27 protein-coding genes and 1 pseudogene are annotated in these 19,325 nt (G+C 66.3%); 25 read left to right on the top strand and 3 right to left on the bottom strand.

Going from position 1 to position 19,325, the window contains the following annotated elements; translation table 11 throughout:
• From rplX to truA, 21 genes and pseudogenes are all read left to right on the top strand, one after another.
• On the top strand, nt 1-315 hold the full coding sequence (rplX, locus tag VGP60_RS20315) for a 50S ribosomal protein L24 (protein WP_327549621.1): 315 nt from the start codon (nt 1-3) through the stop codon (nt 313-315).
• Complete coding sequence (rplE, locus tag VGP60_RS20320) at nt 315-878, top strand: 50S ribosomal protein L5 (protein WP_327549622.1); 564 nt, start codon at nt 315-317, stop codon at nt 876-878. The genes rplX and rplE overlap by 1 nt, the downstream gene beginning before the upstream one ends.
• 4 nt (nt 879-882) lie before the next feature.
• A complete protein-coding gene (locus VGP60_RS20325; protein ID WP_125788823.1) occupies nt 883-1,068 on the top strand; it encodes a type Z 30S ribosomal protein S14 in 186 nt (61 codons plus the stop codon).
• An 83-nt stretch (nt 1,069-1,151) separates the two neighbouring features.
• Nucleotides 1,152-1,550: a 30S ribosomal protein S8 gene (rpsH, locus tag VGP60_RS20330; RefSeq protein ID WP_020668413.1), complete on the top strand. Its 399-nt coding sequence runs from the start codon at nt 1,152-1,154 to the stop codon at nt 1,548-1,550.
• Between the two features lie 16 nt (nt 1,551-1,566).
• A complete protein-coding gene (gene rplF, locus VGP60_RS20335; RefSeq protein ID WP_327549623.1) occupies nt 1,567-2,103 on the top strand; it encodes a 50S ribosomal protein L6 in 537 nt (178 codons plus the stop codon).
• A complete protein-coding gene (rplR, locus tag VGP60_RS20340) occupies nt 2,100-2,507 on the top strand; it encodes a 50S ribosomal protein L18 (RefSeq protein WP_327549624.1) in 408 nt (135 codons plus the stop codon). Before rplF ends, rplR begins: the two co-directional genes overlap by 4 nt.
• 34 nt (nt 2,508-2,541) lie before the next feature.
• A complete protein-coding gene (gene rpsE, locus VGP60_RS20345; RefSeq protein ID WP_327549625.1) occupies nt 2,542-3,195 on the top strand; it encodes a 30S ribosomal protein S5 in 654 nt (217 codons plus the stop codon).
• A 1-nt stretch (nt 3,196) separates the two neighbouring features.
• The gene (gene rpmD / locus VGP60_RS20350; RefSeq protein ID WP_327549626.1) at nt 3,197-3,382 is read left to right on the top strand and encodes a 50S ribosomal protein L30; all 186 of its coding nucleotides are present in this window, start codon (nt 3,197-3,199) and stop codon (nt 3,380-3,382) included.
• Nucleotides 3,379-3,825 carry a 50S ribosomal protein L15 gene (rplO, locus tag VGP60_RS20355; protein WP_327549627.1) on the top strand — a complete coding sequence of 149 codons (447 nt, stop codon included), beginning with the start codon at nt 3,379-3,381 and terminating at the stop codon, nt 3,823-3,825. Before rpmD ends, rplO begins: the two co-directional genes overlap by 4 nt.
• 764 nt (nt 3,826-4,589) lie before the next feature.
• Nucleotides 4,590-5,891: a preprotein translocase subunit SecY gene (secY, locus tag VGP60_RS20360; RefSeq protein WP_327549669.1), complete on the top strand. Its 1,302-nt coding sequence runs from the start codon at nt 4,590-4,592 to the stop codon at nt 5,889-5,891.
• Entirely contained in the window at nt 5,888-6,442 is a 555-nt protein-coding gene (locus VGP60_RS20365) for an adenylate kinase (protein ID WP_327549628.1), read from the top strand. The genes secY and VGP60_RS20365 overlap by 4 nt, the downstream gene beginning before the upstream one ends.
• Nucleotides 6,443-6,486: 44 nt before the next feature.
• Nucleotides 6,487-7,263 (top strand): type I methionyl aminopeptidase, encoded by a 777-nt coding sequence (gene map / locus VGP60_RS20370; RefSeq protein ID WP_327549629.1) that lies wholly within the window; start codon nt 6,487-6,489, stop codon nt 7,261-7,263.
• 319 nt (nt 7,264-7,582) lie between these two features.
• Nucleotides 7,583-7,804 carry a translation initiation factor IF-1 gene (infA, locus tag VGP60_RS20375; protein WP_033384191.1) on the top strand — a complete coding sequence of 74 codons (222 nt, stop codon included), beginning with the start codon at nt 7,583-7,585 and terminating at the stop codon, nt 7,802-7,804.
• A gap of 37 nt (nt 7,805-7,841) precedes the next feature.
• Nucleotides 7,842-7,955 carry a 50S ribosomal protein L36 gene (rpmJ, locus tag VGP60_RS20380; protein WP_004558882.1) on the top strand — a complete coding sequence of 38 codons (114 nt, stop codon included), beginning with the start codon at nt 7,842-7,844 and terminating at the stop codon, nt 7,953-7,955.
• A 206-nt stretch (nt 7,956-8,161) separates the two neighbouring features.
• The gene (gene rpsM, locus VGP60_RS20385) at nt 8,162-8,542 is read left to right on the top strand and encodes a 30S ribosomal protein S13 (protein ID WP_327549630.1); all 381 of its coding nucleotides are present in this window, start codon (nt 8,162-8,164) and stop codon (nt 8,540-8,542) included.
• Entirely contained in the window at nt 8,539-8,730 is a 192-nt protein-coding gene (locus tag VGP60_RS20390; RefSeq protein ID WP_327549672.1) for a hypothetical protein, read from the top strand. Before rpsM ends, VGP60_RS20390 begins: the two co-directional genes overlap by 4 nt.
• A gap of 18 nt (nt 8,731-8,748) precedes the next feature.
• Entirely contained in the window at nt 8,749-9,156 is a 408-nt protein-coding gene (rpsK, locus tag VGP60_RS20395) for a 30S ribosomal protein S11 (RefSeq protein WP_297544165.1), read from the top strand.
• A 23-nt stretch (nt 9,157-9,179) separates the two neighbouring features.
• Nucleotides 9,180-9,785 (top strand): 30S ribosomal protein S4, encoded by a 606-nt coding sequence (gene rpsD, locus VGP60_RS20400; protein ID WP_327549631.1) that lies wholly within the window; start codon nt 9,180-9,182, stop codon nt 9,783-9,785.
• 164 nt (nt 9,786-9,949) lie between these two features.
• Nucleotides 9,950-11,023, top strand: coding sequence for a DNA-directed RNA polymerase subunit alpha (locus VGP60_RS20405; protein ID WP_327549632.1), 1,074 nt, complete (start codon nt 9,950-9,952; stop codon nt 11,021-11,023).
• Nucleotides 11,024-11,104: 81 nt separating this feature from the next.
• Nucleotides 11,105-11,605, top strand: a pseudogene (rplQ, locus tag VGP60_RS20410) (50S ribosomal protein L17); the annotation flags it as partial.
• 242 nt (nt 11,606-11,847) lie between these two features.
• Nucleotides 11,848-12,708, top strand: a complete 861-nt coding sequence (gene truA / locus VGP60_RS20415; protein ID WP_327549633.1) for a tRNA pseudouridine(38-40) synthase TruA — start codon at nt 11,848-11,850, stop codon at nt 12,706-12,708.
• On the opposite strand, the gene VGP60_RS20420 is transcribed toward truA, so the two are convergent.
• From VGP60_RS20420 to eccE, 3 genes are all read right to left on the bottom strand, one after another.
• Nucleotides 12,705-13,613 carry a hypothetical protein gene (locus VGP60_RS20420; RefSeq protein ID WP_327549634.1) on the bottom strand — a complete coding sequence of 303 codons (909 nt, stop codon included), beginning with the start codon at nt 13,611-13,613 and terminating at the stop codon, nt 12,705-12,707. The two genes, truA and VGP60_RS20420, sit on opposite strands and share 4 nt — an antisense overlap.
• A 154-nt stretch (nt 13,614-13,767) precedes the next feature.
• The gene (locus tag VGP60_RS20425; RefSeq protein WP_327549635.1) at nt 13,768-14,490 is read right to left on the bottom strand and encodes a hypothetical protein; all 723 of its coding nucleotides are present in this window, start codon (nt 14,488-14,490) and stop codon (nt 13,768-13,770) included.
• Nucleotides 14,487-15,668 (bottom strand): type VII secretion protein EccE, encoded by a 1,182-nt coding sequence (eccE, locus tag VGP60_RS20430; RefSeq protein WP_327549636.1) that lies wholly within the window; start codon nt 15,666-15,668, stop codon nt 14,487-14,489. The genes VGP60_RS20425 and eccE overlap by 4 nt, the downstream gene beginning before the upstream one ends.
• 107 nt (nt 15,669-15,775) lie before the next feature.
• Here eccE and VGP60_RS20435 point away from each other — a divergent pair, with 107 nt between their 5' ends.
• The 4 genes from VGP60_RS20435 to VGP60_RS20450 all read left to right on the top strand — a co-directional run bounded on the left by VGP60_RS20435 (nt 15,776) and on the right by VGP60_RS20450 (nt 19,279).
• Nucleotides 15,776-16,000: a hypothetical protein gene (locus tag VGP60_RS20435; RefSeq protein WP_327549637.1), complete on the top strand. Its 225-nt coding sequence runs from the start codon at nt 15,776-15,778 to the stop codon at nt 15,998-16,000.
• Nucleotides 16,001-16,163: 163 nt separating this feature from the next.
• The gene (gene eccB, locus VGP60_RS20440; RefSeq protein WP_327549638.1) at nt 16,164-17,777 is read left to right on the top strand and encodes a type VII secretion protein EccB; all 1,614 of its coding nucleotides are present in this window, start codon (nt 16,164-16,166) and stop codon (nt 17,775-17,777) included.
• Nucleotides 17,778-17,849: 72 nt separating this feature from the next.
• Nucleotides 17,850-18,164: a hypothetical protein gene (locus tag VGP60_RS20445; RefSeq protein WP_327549639.1), complete on the top strand. Its 315-nt coding sequence runs from the start codon at nt 17,850-17,852 to the stop codon at nt 18,162-18,164.
• A 47-nt stretch (nt 18,165-18,211) separates the two neighbouring features.
• Nucleotides 18,212-19,279 carry a WXG100 family type VII secretion target gene (locus VGP60_RS20450; RefSeq protein ID WP_327549640.1) on the top strand — a complete coding sequence of 356 codons (1,068 nt, stop codon included), beginning with the start codon at nt 18,212-18,214 and terminating at the stop codon, nt 19,277-19,279.
• Nucleotides 19,280-19,325 lie beyond the last annotated feature (46 nt).

Raw genomic sequence — 19,325 nt, forward strand, 5'->3', positions numbered from 1 at the left:
ATGAAGGTGAAGAAGGGCGACACGGTCGTCGTTATCGCCGGCAAGGACAAGGGCGCCAAGGGCAAGGTCATTGTGGCCTACCCCGAGCGCGAGCGCGTGCTGGTCGAAGGTGTGAACCGGATCAAGAAGCACACCGCGATCACCCAGACCCAGCGCGGCGCGCAGTCCGGTGGCATCGTCACGCAGGAGGCCCCGATCCACGTTTCCAACGTGCAGGTGGTCGACTCCGACGGCAAGCCGGCCCGCGTGGGCTACCGCATCGGCGAGGACGGCAAGAAGGTTCGCGTCTCGCGCAGGAACGGTAAGGACATCTGATGACCACCGCAGAGAAGATCATCCCGCGGTTGAAGGTTCGCTACCGCGACGAGATCAAGGGACAGCTCCAGGAGGAGTTCTCGTTCGAGAACGTCCACCAGATCCCGGGTGTCGTCAAGGTCGTCGTGAACATGGGTGTCGGTGACGCCGCTCGCGACAGCAAGCTGATCGAGGGTGCCGTTCGGGACCTGGCCGCGATCACCGGCCAGAAGCCCGAGGTCCGCAAGGCCCGCAAGTCCATCGCGCAGTTCAAGCTTCGCGAAGGCCAGCCGATCGGTGCGCGCGTCACGCTGCGCAACGACCGCATGTGGGAGTTCCTCGACCGGCTCGTGACCATCGCACTGCCGCGTATCCGCGACTTCCGCGGTCTTTCGCCCAAGCAGTTCGACGGCAACGGCAACTACACCTTCGGTCTCAACGAGCAGTCGATGTTCCACGAGATCGACCCGGACGCCATCGACCGCCCGCGCGGTATGGACGTCACTGTCGTCACCACCGCCACCACCGACGACGAGGGCCGCGCGCTGCTTCGCAAGCTCGGCTTCCCGTTCAAGGAGAACTAAGCCGATGGCCAAGAAAGCACTGGTCCACAAGGCCGCGAAGACGCCGAAGTTCAAGGTTCGCGGCTACACGCGCTGCCAGCGTTGCGGACGTCCGCACGCCGTCTTCCGCAAGTTCGGGCTTTGCCGGATCTGCCTTCGCGAGATGGCACATGCAGGCGAACTTCCCGGTGTGCGCAAGTCCAGCTGGTAAAGCTTCTTAACTCCCACTTCGCCACAGGCCCCGCCCGACTTTTAGCCGGCGGGGAACCAGGCGAGAAAGGTTGACAGGTCACCATGACGATGACCGACCCCATCGCAGACTTCTTGACTCGTCTGCGTAACGCGAACTCGGCGTACCACGACGAGGTCGTGCTTCCCCACTCCAAGATCAAGGCGAACATCGCCGAGATCTTGAAGCGCGAGGGCTACATCGCGGGTTACCGCGACGAGCCGGGCGAGAAGCACAAGAACCTCGTCGTTGAGCTGAAGTACGGCCCCAACCGTGAGCGGAGCATCGCCGGCCTCCGGCGTGTCTCCAAGCCGGGTCTGCGGGTCTACGCAAAATCGACCGAACTGCCGAACGTTCTCGGTGGCCTTGGCGTCGCGATCATTTCGACGTCCTCCGGCCTCCAGACCGATCGTCAGGCCAAGCGCAACAGCGTGGGCGGCGAAGTCCTCGCCTACGTCTGGTAAGGAAGGGGGCTTAGGCATGTCACGCATCGGAAAGCTGCCGGTCACCGTCCCTGCCGGGGTCGAGGTGACCATCAACGGTCAGCATATTCAGGTCAAGGGTCCCAAGGGCACCCTCGAGCACACCATCGCGGAGCCGATTTCGGTCGAGCGCGAAGAGGGCACGCTGCTCGTCAAGCGCCCCAACGAGGAGCGCACAAGCCGTGCACTCCACGGTCTGACCCGTACCCTCGTGGACAACCTCATCGTCGGGGTTACCCAGGGCTACGAGAAGAAGATGGAAATCCACGGCGTTGGTTACCGTGTCGCTGCGAAGGGTTCGGACCTCGAGTTCGCGCTCGGCTACAGCCACCCGGTCAAGATCGCCGCGCCGGAAGGCATCACCTTCAAGGTCGAGACGCCGACGCGCTTCTCGGTCTCCGGCATCGACAAGCAGAAGGTCGGCCAGATCGCTGCTGTCATTCGTAGGCTGCGGAAGCCCGACCCGTACAAGGGTAAGGGTCTGCGCTACGAGGGTGAGAAGATCCGCCGCAAGGTCGGAAAGACGGGTAAGTGATCATGAGCGACACGACTACTACGAAGCGCAAGACGGTCGGCCGGGACATCTCGACCCGCCGCCGCGTTGCCAAGGCTCGTCGCCACTTCCGCCTGCGCAAGAAGATCAGCGGCACCGACCAGCGTCCGCGCTTGGTCGTCAAGCGGTCCTCGCGGCACATCGCGGTTCAGCTCATCGACGACCTGGTCGGCCACACCCTGGCATCGGCTTCCACGCTGGAAGCCGATGTCCGTGCGATGGACGGCGACAAGAAGGCCAAGGCCGCGAAGGTCGGCGAGCTGCTCGCGGCTCGTGCGAAGGACGCCGGTATCACGGCCGTGGTGTTCGACCGTGGTGGCAACGCCTACCAGGGCCGGATCGCCGCTCTTGCCGACGCCGCCCGCGAAGCCGGGTTGGTGTTCTGACGATGCAGAAGCTTGTGAACGGAAGGAAAGCCTGATGCCGGGACGTACACGGCAATTCGGCGGCGGTCAGGGCGGCCCCCCGGGCCAGGGTGGTCAGGGCGGCAACGACCGCAATGACCGTCGTGGTGGCGGCCGCGATCGTCGCGACAGTGGCCGTGGAGCCGGCCAGGAGAAGACCCCGCACCTCGAGAAGGTCGTGGCGATCAACCGTGTCGCCAAGGTCGTCAAGGGTGGTCGTCGGTTCAGCTTCACCGCACTGGTGGTCGTCGGCGACGGCGACGGCCAGGTCGGTGTCGGCTACGGCAAGGCCAAAGAGGTCCCCGCGGCCATCGCCAAGGGCGTAGAGGAAGCGAAGAAGAACTTCTTCCGCGTCCCCCGCGTCGCCGGCACGATTCCCCACCCGATCCAGGGTGAGGCCTCGGCCGGAGTGGTGCTGCTTCGCCCGGCTTCCGCCGGTACCGGTGTTATCGCCGGTGGCCCGGTGCGTGCCGTGCTGGAGTGCGCGGGTGTCCACGACGTGCTGTCGAAGTCGCTGGGTAGCGACAACGCCATCAACATCGTGCACGCGACCGTCGCCGCGCTGAAGGGCCTGCAGCGTCCCGAGGAGGTCGCGGCCCGCCGCGGCCTGCCGCTCGAGGACGTCGCTCCCGCCCGGATGCTGCGTCAGCGCGCTGGTCAGGGGGTCTGACATGGCAAAGCTGAAGGTCACCCAGGTCAAGAGCAAGATCGGCGCCAAGCGTAACCACCGCGAATCGCTGCGCACCCTCGGGCTGCGCAAGATCCGGCAGTCGACAGTGCGTGAAGACACCCCCGAGGTCCGCGGCCTGATCAAGGCCGTCCGGCACCTCGTGGTTGTTGAGGAGGTCAAAGAATGACGGCCATCAAGATCCACCACCTTCGTCCCGCTCCTGGCGCCAAGCGCGACAAGATGCGAGTCGGCCGTGGTGAGGGCTCGAAGGGCAAGACCGCCGGTCGCGGTACCAAGGGCACCAAGGCCCGGAAGAACGTGCCCGCCGGTTTCGAGGGTGGGCAGATGCCCATCCACATGCGGCTGCCGAAGCTGCGTGGGTTCAAGAACCGTTTCCGTACCGAGTACCAGCCGGTGAACCTGGGCGACATCGCCCGCGTGTTCCCGGACGGTGGCAAGGTCGGCAACGAGGACCTCGTCGAGAAGGGCCTTGTCCGTAAGGGCCGGCTCGTCAAGGTCCTCGCGAACGGCGACCTGAACAACGTGAAGCTCGACATCACCGCCGACGGTTTCTCTGGCTCTGCCAAGGAGAAGCTCGAAGCAGCCGGTGGCTCCGCCACCATCAACTGACGCCTAACCGCCTCAGTACCGCTTCACCCCCCGAAAAGGCCCGCCCGGTCCCCAGGACCAGGCGGGCCTTTTCACGTCCCCACCCCCACCCCGCGACGTTTAGCCCGCGAAACGCGCTCGCCCCGACCTCCAAGCCCTCTCCCCACCAGCACGTCGACGTTTAGCCCGCGAAACGCAAACGCCCCAGCCCGCGGCCCCTCGTCCGCCCCTCTGAGCCTGGCGCCCCTCACGCACCCCTCTCACGCGCGTTTAGCGGGCTAAACGCGCTCGCGCCAGGTCCAAGGTCGCCCAGGGCGCAAATTTGCGTTTCGCGGGCTAAACGTCGCGCCGCAGGTCGGGGGAGGGGTGTGACGGAGAGCGCGGGGAGCGCACCCCTGAGGGGCGTTCGTGATCGCGCGACATCGACGCTCCGGAGTCACCGCACACCGCCGGAAAAAGCAAGATCCAATCCGCCGAAAGACCGGAAATACGCCGAGCGCGAAACCCCAACATGCTTCTGACATCAGGAAAAGCCCATATCATCGACACACTCGCAGGCCAACTGCGCGAGGTCCACAGAGCGTGGATTCCCGACCTAGGTCGGGAAAACGCACACACACTGCGGACACTCCCCGTGAAGCTGTTAGAGTCGGCGACACGCTTCGGGACGAGTCTGTCCTGAAGCGTTCCTGGCTTGCCTGCCAGTGAGTTGTGTTCCCGCCGGACTAGTGCCGGCTAAGCCGATCGCCGGTTCGATGACCGGCGACGCCGAGGAGGTCCCCCGCGTGCTCAGCGCCTTCCGCTCGGCTCTCGCGACGCCGGATCTACGTAAGAAGATCCTGTTCACGCTGGCCATCGTTGCCGTCTACCGAATCGGCGCGATCACCCCAGCGCCGGGGGTCTCCTATATCGCCGTGCAGGGCTGTCAAGCCCAGGTACAGGAGCAGGGGATCTACTCCCTGCTGAACCTGTTCAGTGGCGGCGCCCTTCTCCAGCTCTCGATTTTCTCGACCGGCATCATGCCCTACATCACGGCGAGCATCATTGTTCAGCTGCTGACCGTCGTGATCCCTCGGTTCGAGGAGCTCAAGAAGGAAGGCCAGTCTGGCCAGGGCAAGCTCACGCAGTACACGCGGTACCTGACGATCGCGCTCGCGATCCTGCAGGCGACCGGTGTCGTGGCGCTGGCCGACCGCAAGCAGCTCTTCCCCGACTGCGAGGTCATCCCCGACGGCAGCGTGTACTCGCTCGCGCTCATCGTCATCACGATGACCGCCGGTACCGCCGTCATGATGTGGCTCGGTGAGCTGATCACGGAACGCGGCATCGGTAATGGCATGTCCGTGCTGATCTTCCTGAACATCGCCGCCCGGATCCCGCACGAGGGCGCGAACATCTGGAGCAGCTCCGGCCCGCTCGTCTTCTTCCTGATCTGCCTGTTCGGCCTGGTCATCATCGCCAGCGTCATCTTCGTCGAGCAGGGGCAGCGCCGGATCCCGGTGCAGTACGCCAAGCGCATGATCGGCCGCCGGATGTACGGCGGCACGTCGACCTATCTGCCGATCAAGGTGAACCAAGCCGGTGTCATCCCGGTCATCTTCGCCTCGTCGCTGCTGTACCTGCCGGACCTGATCAGCCGTCTGGTCGGGAACCCGAACAGCAGCTCCGGCTGGCAGGTCTTCCTGGCCAACTACGTGGTCAACCAGTCCAGCTGGGTGCACGTCCTGCTGTACTTCGCGTTGATCATCTTCTTCACGTACTTCTACATCACGATCACGTTCAACGTGGACGAGCGTGCGGAAGAGATGAAGAAGTTCGGTGGCTTCATCCCCGGCATCAGGCCGGGACGCCCCACCGCGGAGTACCTCAGCTATGTCCTCGGCCGGATCACCCTGCCGGGCTCGATCTACCTGGGCATTATCGCGATTCTGCCGAACTTCTTCCTGTCCATCACCGGTGGGGGGAACAACCAGAACTTCCCGTTCGGTGGCACGGCTGTGCTGATCATGGTCGGTGTCGGTCTCGACACCGTGAAGCAGATCGAAAGCCAGCTGATGCAGCGCAACTACGAAGGGTTCTTGAAGTGACGCGCCTGGTTCTCGTCGGTCCTCCCGGCGCAGGCAAAGGGACGCAGGCCATCACGCTGTCCGAGCGTCTCGGCATTCCGCACATCTCGACGGGTGACCTGTTCCGGGCGCACGTCGGAGAGCAGACCCCGCTGGGTCAGGAAGCCAAGCGCTACATGGACTCCGGCGAACTTGTGCCGGATTCGGTGACGAACGAGATGGTCCGCGAGCGGCTCAGCGAGCCGGACGCCAAGTCCGGCTTCCTGCTCGACGGCTTTCCCCGCAACACGAAGCAGGCCGAGGTTCTCGGGCAGATCCTGGCCGAGAACGAACTCGGTCTCGACGCGGTGATCCAGCTGAAGGTGGCCGAGGACGTCGTCGTCAACCGCCTGCTCGCCCGGGGTCGCGCGGACGACAACGAAGAGGTCATCCGTCGCCGTCAGCAGATCTACATGTCGGAGACGGCCCCGCTGCTCGAGTACTACGCCGACATCTTGATCACTGTCGACGGAGTCGGTGAAGTTGACGAGGTAGCCGCGCGGGTGCTGGAAGCGCTGCGCGACCACTCGTGAATCTCGGAGGATTGCGTGTTCTGCAAGTGCTCCGTCGTGGGCGCATGATCGAAATCAAGACGCCCGGTGAGTTGCAGGCGATGCGTGCGGCCGGTTTGGTGGTCGCACGCACCCTCGCCGCTGTCGCCGAGGCGGCGAAGGCCGGTACGAGTACCGCCGAGCTTGACGAAATCGCCGAGCAGACGATCCGCGATGCCGGTGCCGTGCCGTCCTTCAAGGGCTATCACGGTTTCCCGGCGTCGATCTGTGCCTCGGTCAACGAGCAGATCGTGCACGGGATCCCGGCTCCGTCCCAGGTGCTCGCCGACGGCGACATCATCTCGGTCGACTGTGGCGCGATCCTCGACGGCTGGCACGGCGACTCCGCGGTGACGCTGGCGATCGGCACTGTTTCGGCCGCCGATCTCGCGTTGTCCGAGGCCACCAAGGCCGCGATGTGGGCCGGCGTCGAAGCGGTGAAAGCCGGCGGACGGCTTACGGATATTTCCCACGCGGTGCAGACGTCCGCGGAGGCCACGAGCCTCGCCGACGGCATCAAGTACGGGATGATCCTCGAGTACGGCGGCCACGGCATCGGCACGGAAATGCATATGGATCCGTTCCTGCCGAACGTCGGCAAGCCGGGCAAGGGCCCGCGGCTCAAGGTCGGGATGGCGTTGGCGATCGAGCCGATGCTGACCGGTGGCGGCGGCGAAACCCTCGAGCTCGACGACGGCTGGACAGTGGTCACCGCCGACGGCTCCCGTGCCGCGCACTGGGAGCACACCGTCGCGATCACCGAAGACGGCCCCTGGGTGCTCACCGCCCCCGAAGACGTCTGACCCCCCACCTCAAAAAACGCGTTTAGCCCGCTAAACGCAGGTCTGTGGCCTGCGCGCGTTCGCGATTAGCCCGCTAAACGCACTTTTTCAGTGGTCAGGGCGGCGGGGCGCGGTGGGCGGTTCACTAACACGGTTACCCCCGTTTGGGGACCTTGACACGGGTTGCGTACACTATCAAGTCGGCGTACTCATCACGCCGATTCCAGCGCGCTCGTGAAAGTTTGGCACATTGGAGTCGGGTGTGCCGTGCGCCAGCACCACCCAGCCAAGCACTCGCTCAAAACGATTACGCTGCGTAGCACGAGGAAATGCGGAGGACATGGGCAAGAAAGACGGGGCCATCGAGGTCGAAGGCCGCGTAGTCGAGCCACTCCCCAACGCGATGTTCCGTGTCGAGTTGGAGAATGGCCACAAGGTCCTTGCACACATCAGCGGCAAGATGCGGCAGCACTATATCCGCATCCTGCCGGAGGACAGGGTTGTCGTGGAGCTTTCGCCCTACGACCTGACTCGTGGTCGCATTGTCTACCGCTACAAGTGATCACGAAGAGTAGAGCACAAGCAGGAGAGCAGGAGACGTGAAGGTTCAGCCGAGCGTCAAGAAGATCTGCGACAAGTGCAAGGTGATCCGCCGTCACGGCCGGATCATGGTGATCTGCGAAAACCTGCGGCACAAGCAGCGGCAGGGCTGATCTCCCCGCACTCGTAACAGAGTGGATTGACAGCCATAAAGCCTCCCCGCACCTGCCGGGCCGTGTGATGCGGTCCGGTTCACCCCCGGACTTCAGGCCGGGGCCGGGACACCAACCACGCGAGTGGGTGGACGACAAGCGAGTCGGTCCCGGAATCGGACGGGGAGCAGACCTGAAGAAACGAACGACAAGGAGCACCAGCGCCAATGGCACGACTCGCTGGCGTAGACCTCCCCCGCGAAAAGCGGTTGGAGATCGCGCTGACTTACATCTACGGCATCGGCCGTACCCGCTCCAAGCAGCTCATCGCCGCTGCCGAGCTTAACGCGGACACCCGCGTTAAGGACATCGGTGACGATGACCTGAACAAGCTGCGGGTCCACATCGAAGAGAACTTCAAGGTCGAGGGTGACCTTCGCCGCGAGGTGAACGCCGACATCCGTCGGAAGATCGAGATCGGGTGCTACGAGGGTCTTCGTTGGCGCCGCGGACTTCCCGTCCGTGGGCAGCGCACCAAGACCAACGCTCGTACTCGTAAGGGTCCGAAGAAGACGGTCGCCGGCAAGAAGAAGGCTGGCAAGAAGTGAGTGTCGTCGTCGGCAAGAAGATCATGCACATGGGCGGCGCCCAGCGCCGCGGCACGGCTTCCTGCGTTTCGCCGAAGGCGCTCTATGCCCGCCCGATGGCACTGCGCCAGCTGTACACCGACGCCGGATCAGTCATCCGCAACGGACAGCGTGAAGCAGCAGCCGCTCACCAAGAGAACGCGCGCTAAGAGGAGAACCCGCAAGACATGCCACCGAAGTCTCGTACTGGCGCTGGGACCAAAAAGGTCCGGCGCAAGGAAAAGAAGAACATCGCGCACGGTCACGCGCACATCAAGAGCACCTTCAACAACACCATCGTTTCGATCACCGACCCCACGGGTGCGGTAATCGCGTGGGCGTCGAGTGGTCACGTGGGCTTCAAGGGCTCGCGTAAGTCGACTCCGTTCGCCGCGCAGATGGCAGCCGAGAGCGCGGCCCGCAAGGCCGCCGAGCACGGCATGAAGAAGGTCGACGTCTTCGTCAAGGGCCCCGGCTCCGGCCGTGAGACCGCGATCAGGTCGCTTCAGGCCGCCGGCCTCGAGGTCGGCACCATCCAGGACGTGACCCCGCAGCCACACAACGGTTGCCGCCCGCCCAAGCGGCGCCGGGTCTGAGGAACGGGGAGGAATAAGAAGAGATGGCACGTTACACAGGCCCCGCAACTCGTATTTCCCGTCGCCTCAAGGTTGACCTTGTTGGTGGCGACCAGGCGTTCGAGCGCCGTCCGTACCCGCCCGGCCAGCACGGCCGCGGTCGGATCAAGGAGAGCGAGTACCTGCTTCAGCTCCAGGAGAAGCAGAAGGCTCGTTACACCTATGGCGTTCTTGAGCGGCAGTTCGTCCGCTACTACAAGGAAGCCGTCCGCCGCTCCGGCAAGACCGGTGAGAACCTGCTCCAGATCCTGGAGTCGCGCCTCGACAACGTGGTTTACCGCGCCGGCCTCGCCCGGACGCGTCGTGCCGCTCGCCAGCTGGTGAGCCACGGCCACTTCATCGTCAACGGCAAGAAGGTCAACGTCCCGAGCTTCCAGGTGTCGAAGTTCGACATCATCGACGTGCGACCCAAGTCGTTCGCGATGCTGCCGTTCGTCATCGCCAAGGAGTCCTTCGGTGACCGGCCGATCCCGGCGTGGCTGCAGGTTGTCCCGTCGAACCTCCGTGTGCTGGTCCACCAGCTCCCGGAGCGCGCGCAGATCGACGTTCCGGTTCAGGAACAGCTGATCGTCGAGCTTTACTCGAAGTGATCCCGTCCGGGCTCCGGCCCGGTTCGTGATCGAGCGGCGGCGCGCAGGGTGCGCCGTTCGCCTTGCCTCGGCCGTCCGCGGTGGATCCTCACCGTGGGCGGCTAAGGTGCGCCATCCCCTTCGACGTCATATGGCGGTCGTCGAACGGAAAGGATAAGGAAAACATGCTGATTTCCCAGCGGCCGGCTCTCGGCGAAGAGACGGTCAACGAGACCCGTTCCCGGTTCACCATCGAACCACTGGAGCCCGGGTTCGGTTACACCCTCGGCAACTCGCTGCGGCGCACGCTGCTCTCGTCCATCCCGGGCGCGGCAGTCACGAGCATCCGCATCGACGGTGTCCTGCACGAGTTCACCACGGTTCCGGGCGTGAAGGAAGATGTCACCGACATCATCCTGAACCTCAAGGAACTCGTCGTCAGCTCCGAAGAGGACGAGCCGGTCACCATGTACCTGCGCAAGCAGGGCCCGGGTGAGGTCACCGCGGCCGACATCGTGCCGCCGGCCGGTGTCACCGTGCACAACCCCGACTTGCACATCGCCTCGCTCAACGGCAAGGGCAAGCTGGAGATCGAGCTGGTCGTCGAGCGCGGCCGCGGCTACGTGCCCGCCCTGCAGAACAAGCAGGCCGGCGCGGAGATCGGCCGGATCCCGGTCGACTCGATCTACTCGCCGGTCCTCAAGGTGACCTACAAGGTCGAGGCGACCCGTGTCGAGCAGCGCACCGACTTCGACAAGCTGATCCTGGACGTCGAGACCAAGCCGTCGATCACGCCGCGGGACGCTGTCGCGTCCGCCGGTAAGACGCTGGTCGAGCTGTTCGGACTGGCTCGCGAGCTCAACGTCGACGCCGAGGGCATCGAGATCGGCCCGTCGCCGCAGGAAGCGGACACCATCGCCGCCTACGCGATGCCGATCGAGGACCTGGACCTCACGGTCCGGTCGTACAACTGCCTCAAGCGCGAAGGCATCCACACCGTCGGCGAACTGGTCTCGCGCAGCGAGGCCGACCTGCTCGACATCCGCAACTTCGGTGCGAAGTCCATCGACGAGGTCAAGCTTAAGCTCGTCGGTCTGGGCCTCGCGCTCAAGGACAGCCCGCCCGGGTTCGACCCGACGGCGGCCGCGGCCAGCTATGACGGAGAAGGCTGGTCCGAGGGCGTCGAAGGCATCACGGACGGTATTTCGGACAGCAGCCACGATGATGGCCAAGACTACGCAGAGACGGAACAGCTGTAAGGCCTGCCCTGGTCCGTCCACTGTGGATGTCCTCAGTGGACGGACCTGGCCTCCAGCTGTACAGCTGAACTAGGAGAATCGATGCCCACGCCCACTAAAGGCGCCCGTCTCGGCGGGTCTGCCGCCCACCAGAAGCTGATCCTGGCCAACTTGGCCACCCAGCTGTTCGAGCACGGCAAGATCACGACCACCGAGGCGAAGGCCAAGCACCTTCGTCCGCTGGCCGAGAAGCTGATCACGAAGGCGAAGCGGGGCGACCTGCACAACCGCCGGATGATCCAGAAGGTCATCCGCGCGAAGCCCGTCGTGCACAAGCTGATCGCCGAGATCGGCCCGATGTTCGCCGAGCGTCCGGGTGGCTACACCCGGATCACCAAGACGATGCCCCGCAAGGGTGACAACGCGGCCATGGCCGTCATCGAACTGGTCACCGAGCCGACCGTGACGCGGGAAGCCGAGGCGGCTCGCAAGACGAAGTTCGCCAAGGACGCCCCGAAGGCGGCCGCTGCTGTCGAGACCACCGAGGTGGCCGAGGTCGAAGCGGCCGAGGTCCCCGAAGGCGGCCACGCTCCGCTCGAGGACGGCTCGCAGCCCGAAGGTTTCCCGATCAAGGGAAACGCGGACTCGAAGCTGTACCACACGCCGGAGAGCGCGTACTACGACCAGACGGTGCCCGAGGTCTGGTTCGCCAGCACCGAAGCCGCCGAGGCAGCGGGCTACAGCCTGCCGCCGTCGCAGGTTGAGGACGACGAGTCCTGACCGCTTTTACCGACCCGAACGAGCCCGCTGTCCCCATTGGGGAGGGCGGGTTTGTTCGTCTCCGCTTGGACGTCAGCTACGACGGCACCGACTTTTCGGGCTGGGCCGCGCAACCGGGCCTCAGGACCGTTCAGAGCCTCATCGAGGACGCGCTGGAGAAACAACCCCCCGGCGCGTCCGTGGCGGGCCCAGTCGTCGTCGCAGGCCGCACAGATGCCGGTGTGCACGCGTCCGGCCAAGTCATCCACGTCGACGTGGCGCCTTTAGCGGGCAAACCGTCGCACGGGCGCATCGCGGTGAACGAGCACGGCATCTTCGACCTGCAGCGCATGCAGTATCGCTGGAACAGCCTCCTTCCACGCGATGTGAGGGTGTTGGACGCGCGTATCGCCCCGGCGGGCTTCGACGCGCGCTTTTCGGCCGTGCGGCGGCATTATCGCTACCAGGTGTCGGACTCGTCGTGGGGCGTGGAGCCGTTGCGGCGTCACGACACCGTGGGCTGGGGGCGGGCGCTGTCGGTCGACAGAATGAACGAGGCGTCGCTGGGCCTGCTCGGGCTTCAGGACTTCGCCGCGTACTGCAAGCAGCGGGCCGGGGCGACCACCGTCCGCGAGCTGCAGCGGCTGACCTGGCATCGGACCGACCGCCACACCGTCGTCGCCGAGGTGTCGGCGGACGCCTTCTGTCATTCGATGGTGCGAAGTCTTGTGGGCGTCATACTGCTTGTCGGCGACGGTCGTCGCGGCATCAAATGGCCGGCGCAAGTTCTCGACAGCCGCGTCCGGGGCAGCGTCGTCGCTCCTGCTCGCGGCTTGACCCTGGTCGCCGTCGACTACCCGCCCGACTCCCAACTCGCCGCGCGCGCCAAAGAAACCCGCAACATCCGCACGCGAAACCCCTCCCCGTCCCCCGACGGGCGCGGTTAGCGGGCTAACTGCGCGCGCACGGCGTCACGGATGCGGTCGAGAATGCCGCCGTAGTCGGTCGCCAGTTGCTCGGCGGTGACGATGACGAAGCGCCAGCCTTCGGCCTCCATCCGCTGTCTTCGCTCACGGTCGAGGCGGCGTTGCTCGGGTGTGTCATGCCATCGGCCGTCGTATTCGACGGCTACCAGGCACGCCTGGATCGCGAGGTCGAGCCTGCCCAGGAACTTTCGTTTCTTGTAGACCTTGTGCTGCGGTTTCGGCCGGAACCCGGCCACCACCATGACGACTCGCAGCTCCGACTCGGGCAGTGATTCGGCGCGGTGGTCGGCAAGCTGCAAGGCATTGCGAGCGAGTCGGATTCCCCGGAGCCGCTTCTCCGCGAACAGTGCCCTCAACCGGAGTTCGCTGACGAGCCGAGCGCGCAGGAAGGCGTCGAGGTCTGGGACGCCGATGCGCAGCCGCCTGATCCACCCGCGGGTGCGCGGGGAAAGCCGCAGCAGGAGGTCGAGCGCGATCCGGTCCGGTGTCGCGATCCGCGCGCCTTCCCAGGGCTTGGATTCGGTCGCCAGGACTTCTGTTCTGCGGACCTTGATGCCGACGATGGGCCCGAACCGGAACTTCTCCGGAACGACGAATTCGACGGGATCGAGCGGCTGGGCGAGTTCGATGCCGAGGACAGTCGCCGCGGATCGGCCGGTCAAGACTGCCTCTTCGGGCACGATTAATGCGGCACCTCGGCACCGCAGCTCGTGCGTCACCTCGATGTCGGCCTTGGTGTAGACGTCCTGGAAGAGCCGTCGGACGGCGTGTCCGCGAAGTTGCCCGGGGGTTATGAGGCCCGCTTTGCGCGCTTCGGAGCCACGGAAGACGTCGGGAAGTTCGCTGAGATCAAGTGTCTTTGCCACTCCGACACCGTCGGCACGAGCACCGACGATTTCTGCCGATCAAGATCAACAACTGCCGAGTTGTCCACATCAACCCACGCCTGTGGATAACTTCCCGCCCCAGCTCACCGACCTCAGCGCGCGCGATTAGCCCGCTAAACGCGCGCGCCGCAGGTCAGTCGCCTCGGCGGACGGGGCCGAGCAGCTGCTGCTCCTTGGCCGTGGTGACCAGGCGGAGGGGACGCCACAGGTTGCGCCCGAGGGCGACGACCTGGTCGTCCTTCAACGTGGTCAGCTGCCGCATCATCTGGGGCGGCAGCCGCCAGATCCGCGCGGCGAGTTCGGCCTGCCCGATCGGCAGCCGCTGCATCAGCACGAGGTCGGCCGCGTTGGCCGTCGCGCCGGCCTGCGGGTGCAGGTACGGGAGCACGTAGATCGTCGTCTGCCAGGGCGAACGCGGCGGGAACAGGTCCTGCGGCGTCGGGCCGCCGTCGGTGACGACCAGCAGCGGCGCGTCCTCCGACGGGCGGGGCAGCTCGACCGGCGAGAGCCGCCGGATCTGCACCAGGGGAGACGGGCCGCCGTTGGGCTGCGTTCCGGCCGCCTTGGACAGCACCTGCCACGCCGCGGGCCGCCCGGTGGCCACAACCACCCAAGCGCCGACGGCCATCGCCCTCAGCGCCACCTGGCGGGCCAGATACAGCCCGCCGACGAGCACGATCCGGGTCGGTGTCGAGCGCAGCGCCGAAATCGTCAGCGGCTCACCCTTGAGACCGGAACCGAGGACGATGCCGCCGCGGTCGCCGGACGGGCTGATCGCGTCGAGCAGCGCCGGGTCGACGGTGAACTCAGGAGCGACACCGGCGCGCTGGCCCGCGTCGCGGACACGCGTACTCATGCCGTACCTCCGATGGGCAGCGTCGCGGCGAACGCGGCGATCTGCAGTCCGCGCAACGGGGTCAAGGTCACGCCCAGCCTTCCGGCGATGCTCTGCAGCCGCTGGTCGGCGGCCTCCAGCTCACGAGGGTTCCGTGCGCTCAGGCGGACGACTCCGCGCAGGCCGATCTGGCCGTCGTCCGAAGACGGCGAGATCGACATCGCGATCGTGGCCGACAGCGCGCGGACACTCGTCAAAGCGTTGAGGCTGCTGGTGATCTGGCCCTTCGGCCAGCTGGTGATCGCGTAGCTCGCGTGACCGATTCCGGCCGCCGTCACACCGGTCCAGCGTTCTTGCATGCTCACGCTGGTGGTGGAACCGGCGACCGCGGTGAGTTCGGCGGCCGAGATACCGGCCCGCAGCAGCTCGTCGGGATCGAGCGGCCGGGTCGGAACTCCCTGCGACTCCAAGGCATTCCGCACCCGCGACAGCGCGCCGATGAGGGCGCGGTGCGCGCCGACGACGCCGCCACCACGTTCCCGCACGGCGGCGGGACACCGGCGCGGGTCCAGCCGGATCGCGACCCAGGTGGTCCGGCGCGCCGCGGCGGGCAGCGGGCCGAGCACCTCCATGTACGAACTGAGCGCGGGTGAATCCGAAGGCAGCGCGGCACTTCCGGGGTAGGTGTGCCAGATGATCTGGATCGAGTCGAGCACTACGCCGCGGTCTTCCAGACAAGGCGCGAGCGCCGCCAACGGAAGACTGGGCGCGCCGTCCGCCTGCGTGATCAGCTCGGGAGCGGGCTCGACGAGCAGCACCGCCGTCCACGTGCCGTCGTTCCAGGCGATACCGACCTGCTGACGCTCGTGGTCGACGCCGTGCGCCACCACGAGGTCCGGAACGGCCAGCCGGAGGAGGTTGACGCGGGCGTCATCGGGCCCCGTCACCGCGTCCTCTTCGGCGGCGATCTCTTCCAAACTGGTGGGCGGCACCGGGTTCGCCACCCGATCGTGCGAACGGAAGGTGTAGCGCGTGGTAAGTCCAACCCATTGGGTGAACCAGCGGCCGCGCCAGCGGAGAAACGCGATCACCAAAGCGACCGCGAGCACACCGATGCCGACGTACTTCAGCGACAGGTTGATCGCGATCAGGACCAGCCCGATCGCCAGGCCGACCTCGAGCACGACGACGTTCGCCACCGGCAGGGCGCCCAGGCTGGAGCCTGTTTTGCGCCGTCTTGCCGGAGGTGCCGTCCGAGGCGCGGGAGCCGCGGCTCCCGGTTGCGGCGCGGGCGGAGGCCCACCGGGTGGCGGTCCACCGGGACCACCGGGACCACCAGGTCCACCTGGGCCGCCGGGACCTCCGGGTCCGCCAGGACCTCGCGGTCCAGCAGGCCCCGCCGGTCCGCCGGGCCCGCCGACGGGACCACCCGGTCCGCCGGGCCTGCCCGGCCGGGGTGGTGGCCCTGGTGGGCGGCCATGCGGTGGCTGAGATCCCGGTGGCGGCCCATTCGGGCGTGGAGGAGTTGTGACGGACATCCGCGCGTTCTCTTCCCCTCGTGCGTGCTGCATATCCAGAAAGCCGGTCCCGAGGTGTCCGACCCTAGTCGGAGTTGGTAGAAACCCCACACCAGACGGTCCCCGTACGGCTATCCTGCGGAACCGTACCGCGACTGGGAGAGCAGTAGGTCGAGAATGCCATCAACACCGACGACAAAGTCTCAAGTCCAAGCTCATCAGTTCGTACTGCGCCGTATGCAGTCCGCGCTGGTCCGCCGGGATGCCGTGATGCTGAACGACCCGATGCGGACGCATTCCCGTGCGACGATCGTGGGCTTCGTGATCAGCTTGCTGGCCATGGTCGGCTTCGTGGTCTTCGGCTTGATCAGCCCCAAGCCGACGGTCCCGGAAGCCGGGAACATCGTCATCGGTGAACAGTCCGGCACGGTGTACGTCGTCGCGGGAAACCCGAAGAAGCTGATACCCACGTTCAACATGGCGTCCGCGCGGTTGTTGCTCGCGTCGCAGAGCCAGACCGCGGCGGCGCCCGGTGCGGCTCCTGGAGCGGCGGCCTCCGGCGGTTCTTCCGGGCCTGCCAAGACAGCGACCGTTATTTCGGATGAACAACTCGCGAACATTCCCCGCGGCAAACTGACCGGAATTCCGGACGGCCCGCAGTTGCTCCCGAGCGACAAACAGCGGATTTCGACCAACTGGGCCGTTTGCGACCAGATCCTGCTGGACCAGAACCTGCCGGACCCGACCAGCATCAACAAGCGCGAGACGACGGCGCTGGCCGGCGTCGCGGATCTCGGGCGTGAGTTGGCACCGGGCGAAGCGATCTATGCCAGCAACGTCAACGGCAAGACGTACCTGATCTACCGCCTGACCAGCAGCCCGAACCAGTTGACCGCCAACGCCGTGCGCGCGGAGGTCGACCTGAGCAGCAACGCGGTCACCGCGGCGCTTCGGTTGACGGCCACGCCGCGGAAGATCTCCACCGAGCTGCTCAACGCGATCCCGGAGGTTCCGCGTCTCGCGCCGCCGAGGATCCCCGGTGAGAAGACCCAGCCGAGCTTCCCGATGGCCGGTCTGGCGGTGGGCAACGTGTTCTCCACGTCGCCGACAGGCGGACCCAAGACGTCGTGGGTGGTGCTGCAGAACGGCATCCAGAAGATCTCGTCGGCGGTCGCCGATATCATCCGGACCACGAGCAACGGCCGGGCGAACATCACCGAGCTGGGCTTGGACAAGATCCAGAACGTCAGGACGTTGCAGCCCGCCGACCCGGGATACCTCCAGGTCGACGACTACCCGCAGGAAGTGCCCGTCGTGCTCGACCCGGTCCGCTCACCGGTGTCCTGCCTCGGCTGGAACGTCACCGGCGCGGGCGACGCCAGGGAACCGCACACCGCGGTGTTCGTGGGGACCGTGGTGCCCACGCCGAAGGACCAGCAGTCCATCGCCGTCGGCACCCCGAGCCCGGACGGCTCGAAGATCGACAAGTTCTACATGCAGCCCGGGTTCGGGGCGGTGGTGCAGTCCGCCACCGTGAAGGAAACCTTTGGCAGGGGCAGCATCCAGCTGGTTTCCGACCGTGGGCTCCGCTACGGCGTCCCCGACACCAAGACCGCGGATACGCTGGGACTAGACAACCCGCAGCCGGCGCCGGACGCGATCCTCAGGCTGCTTCCGACCGGTGCTTCGCTCAACACCCAGGAAGTGCTGAAGACGTTCGACTCCGTGCCCATCGACCCGCGAGCGGGCTCGTTCCCGGCGTCGCAGGCGCAGGCCGCGCCACCGGGGTGACCCCGGCCGGAACCCCAGCCCACCGCTTGACGTCACAATGCCGGTGAACGACGTCGAAGCTGGAGGGTTTTCGTGGCGGGTTTCAAGGTCAGCGCGGATGTCATCGCGGACTATGCCAAGAGGGTCGACGCGACGGCCGATGAGCTGAACTCGGTCACCGATGCGGTGTCCGGGGACGGCCTCACCGTCGCGTCGTTCGGCGAACTCGGCGAGCAGGCCGGGCTCGGTGCGTCCTATGCCCACGCGTCGGAGGTGCTGCGGAGTCAACTGCTCGACGGCTCCGTGGCCCTGCGATCGGCGTCGGCCGCGTTGCACCAGGTCATGGGTCGCCACACCGAGGGCGACGCCGAGTCGGCCGCGCTGATCAAACGCGCCGGGGAGCTCTGATCACCATGTCGGCCTCGGACCGGGACAGCTACCCCACGGAGCCCCTCATGCACCCCGCCACCTCGGCGAGCGCGTTTAGCCCGCTAAACGCAAACGCGGGCGGGGGGCACCTGGAGTACCTCACGACGCTGGCGAACGACCTCGGCGTGACCGACGTGGTGGGGACTTACTTCGCACCGATCTCCGGGCGCTGGAGCGACTTGCGCACCGAGGCCGCAGCGTGGCGTGAGGCGGCGGAAACCGCGGGCCGGGTGTCCGGCGAGCTGGACGACCATCTCGGCCGTCTGGACGCCGCCTGGGAGGGCAAGGACGCCGACGCTTTCATCGCGTACATCGGCGAGATCGATGTCGCGGGCAAGGACGTCGAAGACGCCATGAACATCATGGCCGGAGCCTTGGAAGACGTCGCGGATGCCGTCGAGCGAATCACCGCCGAGATGGCGGAGTTGCTGACGGACACCGCCGAGCTGACCTCGCAGTCAGCCCTGCTGCCTGCCGGCGGCGAAATGCGCGCACGGAATCAACTGCTCGAGACGGAGCAATCCGCGAAGGCGCTCTACGAAACCGCGCGCGACGTGCTCGAGGCGTTCTCACGGTTCTGCGATGGCGTCGACGGCCCGGACGCCGCTTCGCGCAGTCTCGAAATCGCCCACCCGTACCCGCAGCACCCCTTCGCCGTACCGGACGACGGTGGCGGGGCTCAGGCTGCCGGTAACGATGACGATGGCGCGACGTCGCCGTCCTCCGCCAAGGGAACGTCCGAGGACGCCTCGAAAGGCGGGACTGGCGCGACGCCGTTGGAGGACGGGAAGGAGACCACGACTGCCCCGGATGTGAGCAACTTCACTGCGGGCGCCGTCACCGGCGCGGCCGCCACCGCCAGTGTCGCGGCCGGTCAGGGTTTCGCAGGTGCACCGATGATGCCGATGGGCATGGGCATGGGCGGCGGCATGGGTGGCGGCGGTGGGGCCAGTGACCACAAGGTCAAACCTCGCACCACCACGAAGCCCTCGGAACTCTTCGGCGAGGCGGGCCAAGTCGTCCCGCCCGTCATCGGCGAAGACACCGCACCCAAGGCGTCACTCCCCAAAGACGGCAAGTCTCCGCTGAAATGACCCCTGACCAGGGCGCGGACGTTTAGCCCGCGAAACGTCCGCGCCC

Origin of the sequence: Amycolatopsis sp., assembly GCF_036008905.1 — a bacterium.
Taxonomy (GTDB): Bacteria; Actinomycetota; Actinomycetes; order Mycobacteriales; family Pseudonocardiaceae; genus Amycolatopsis.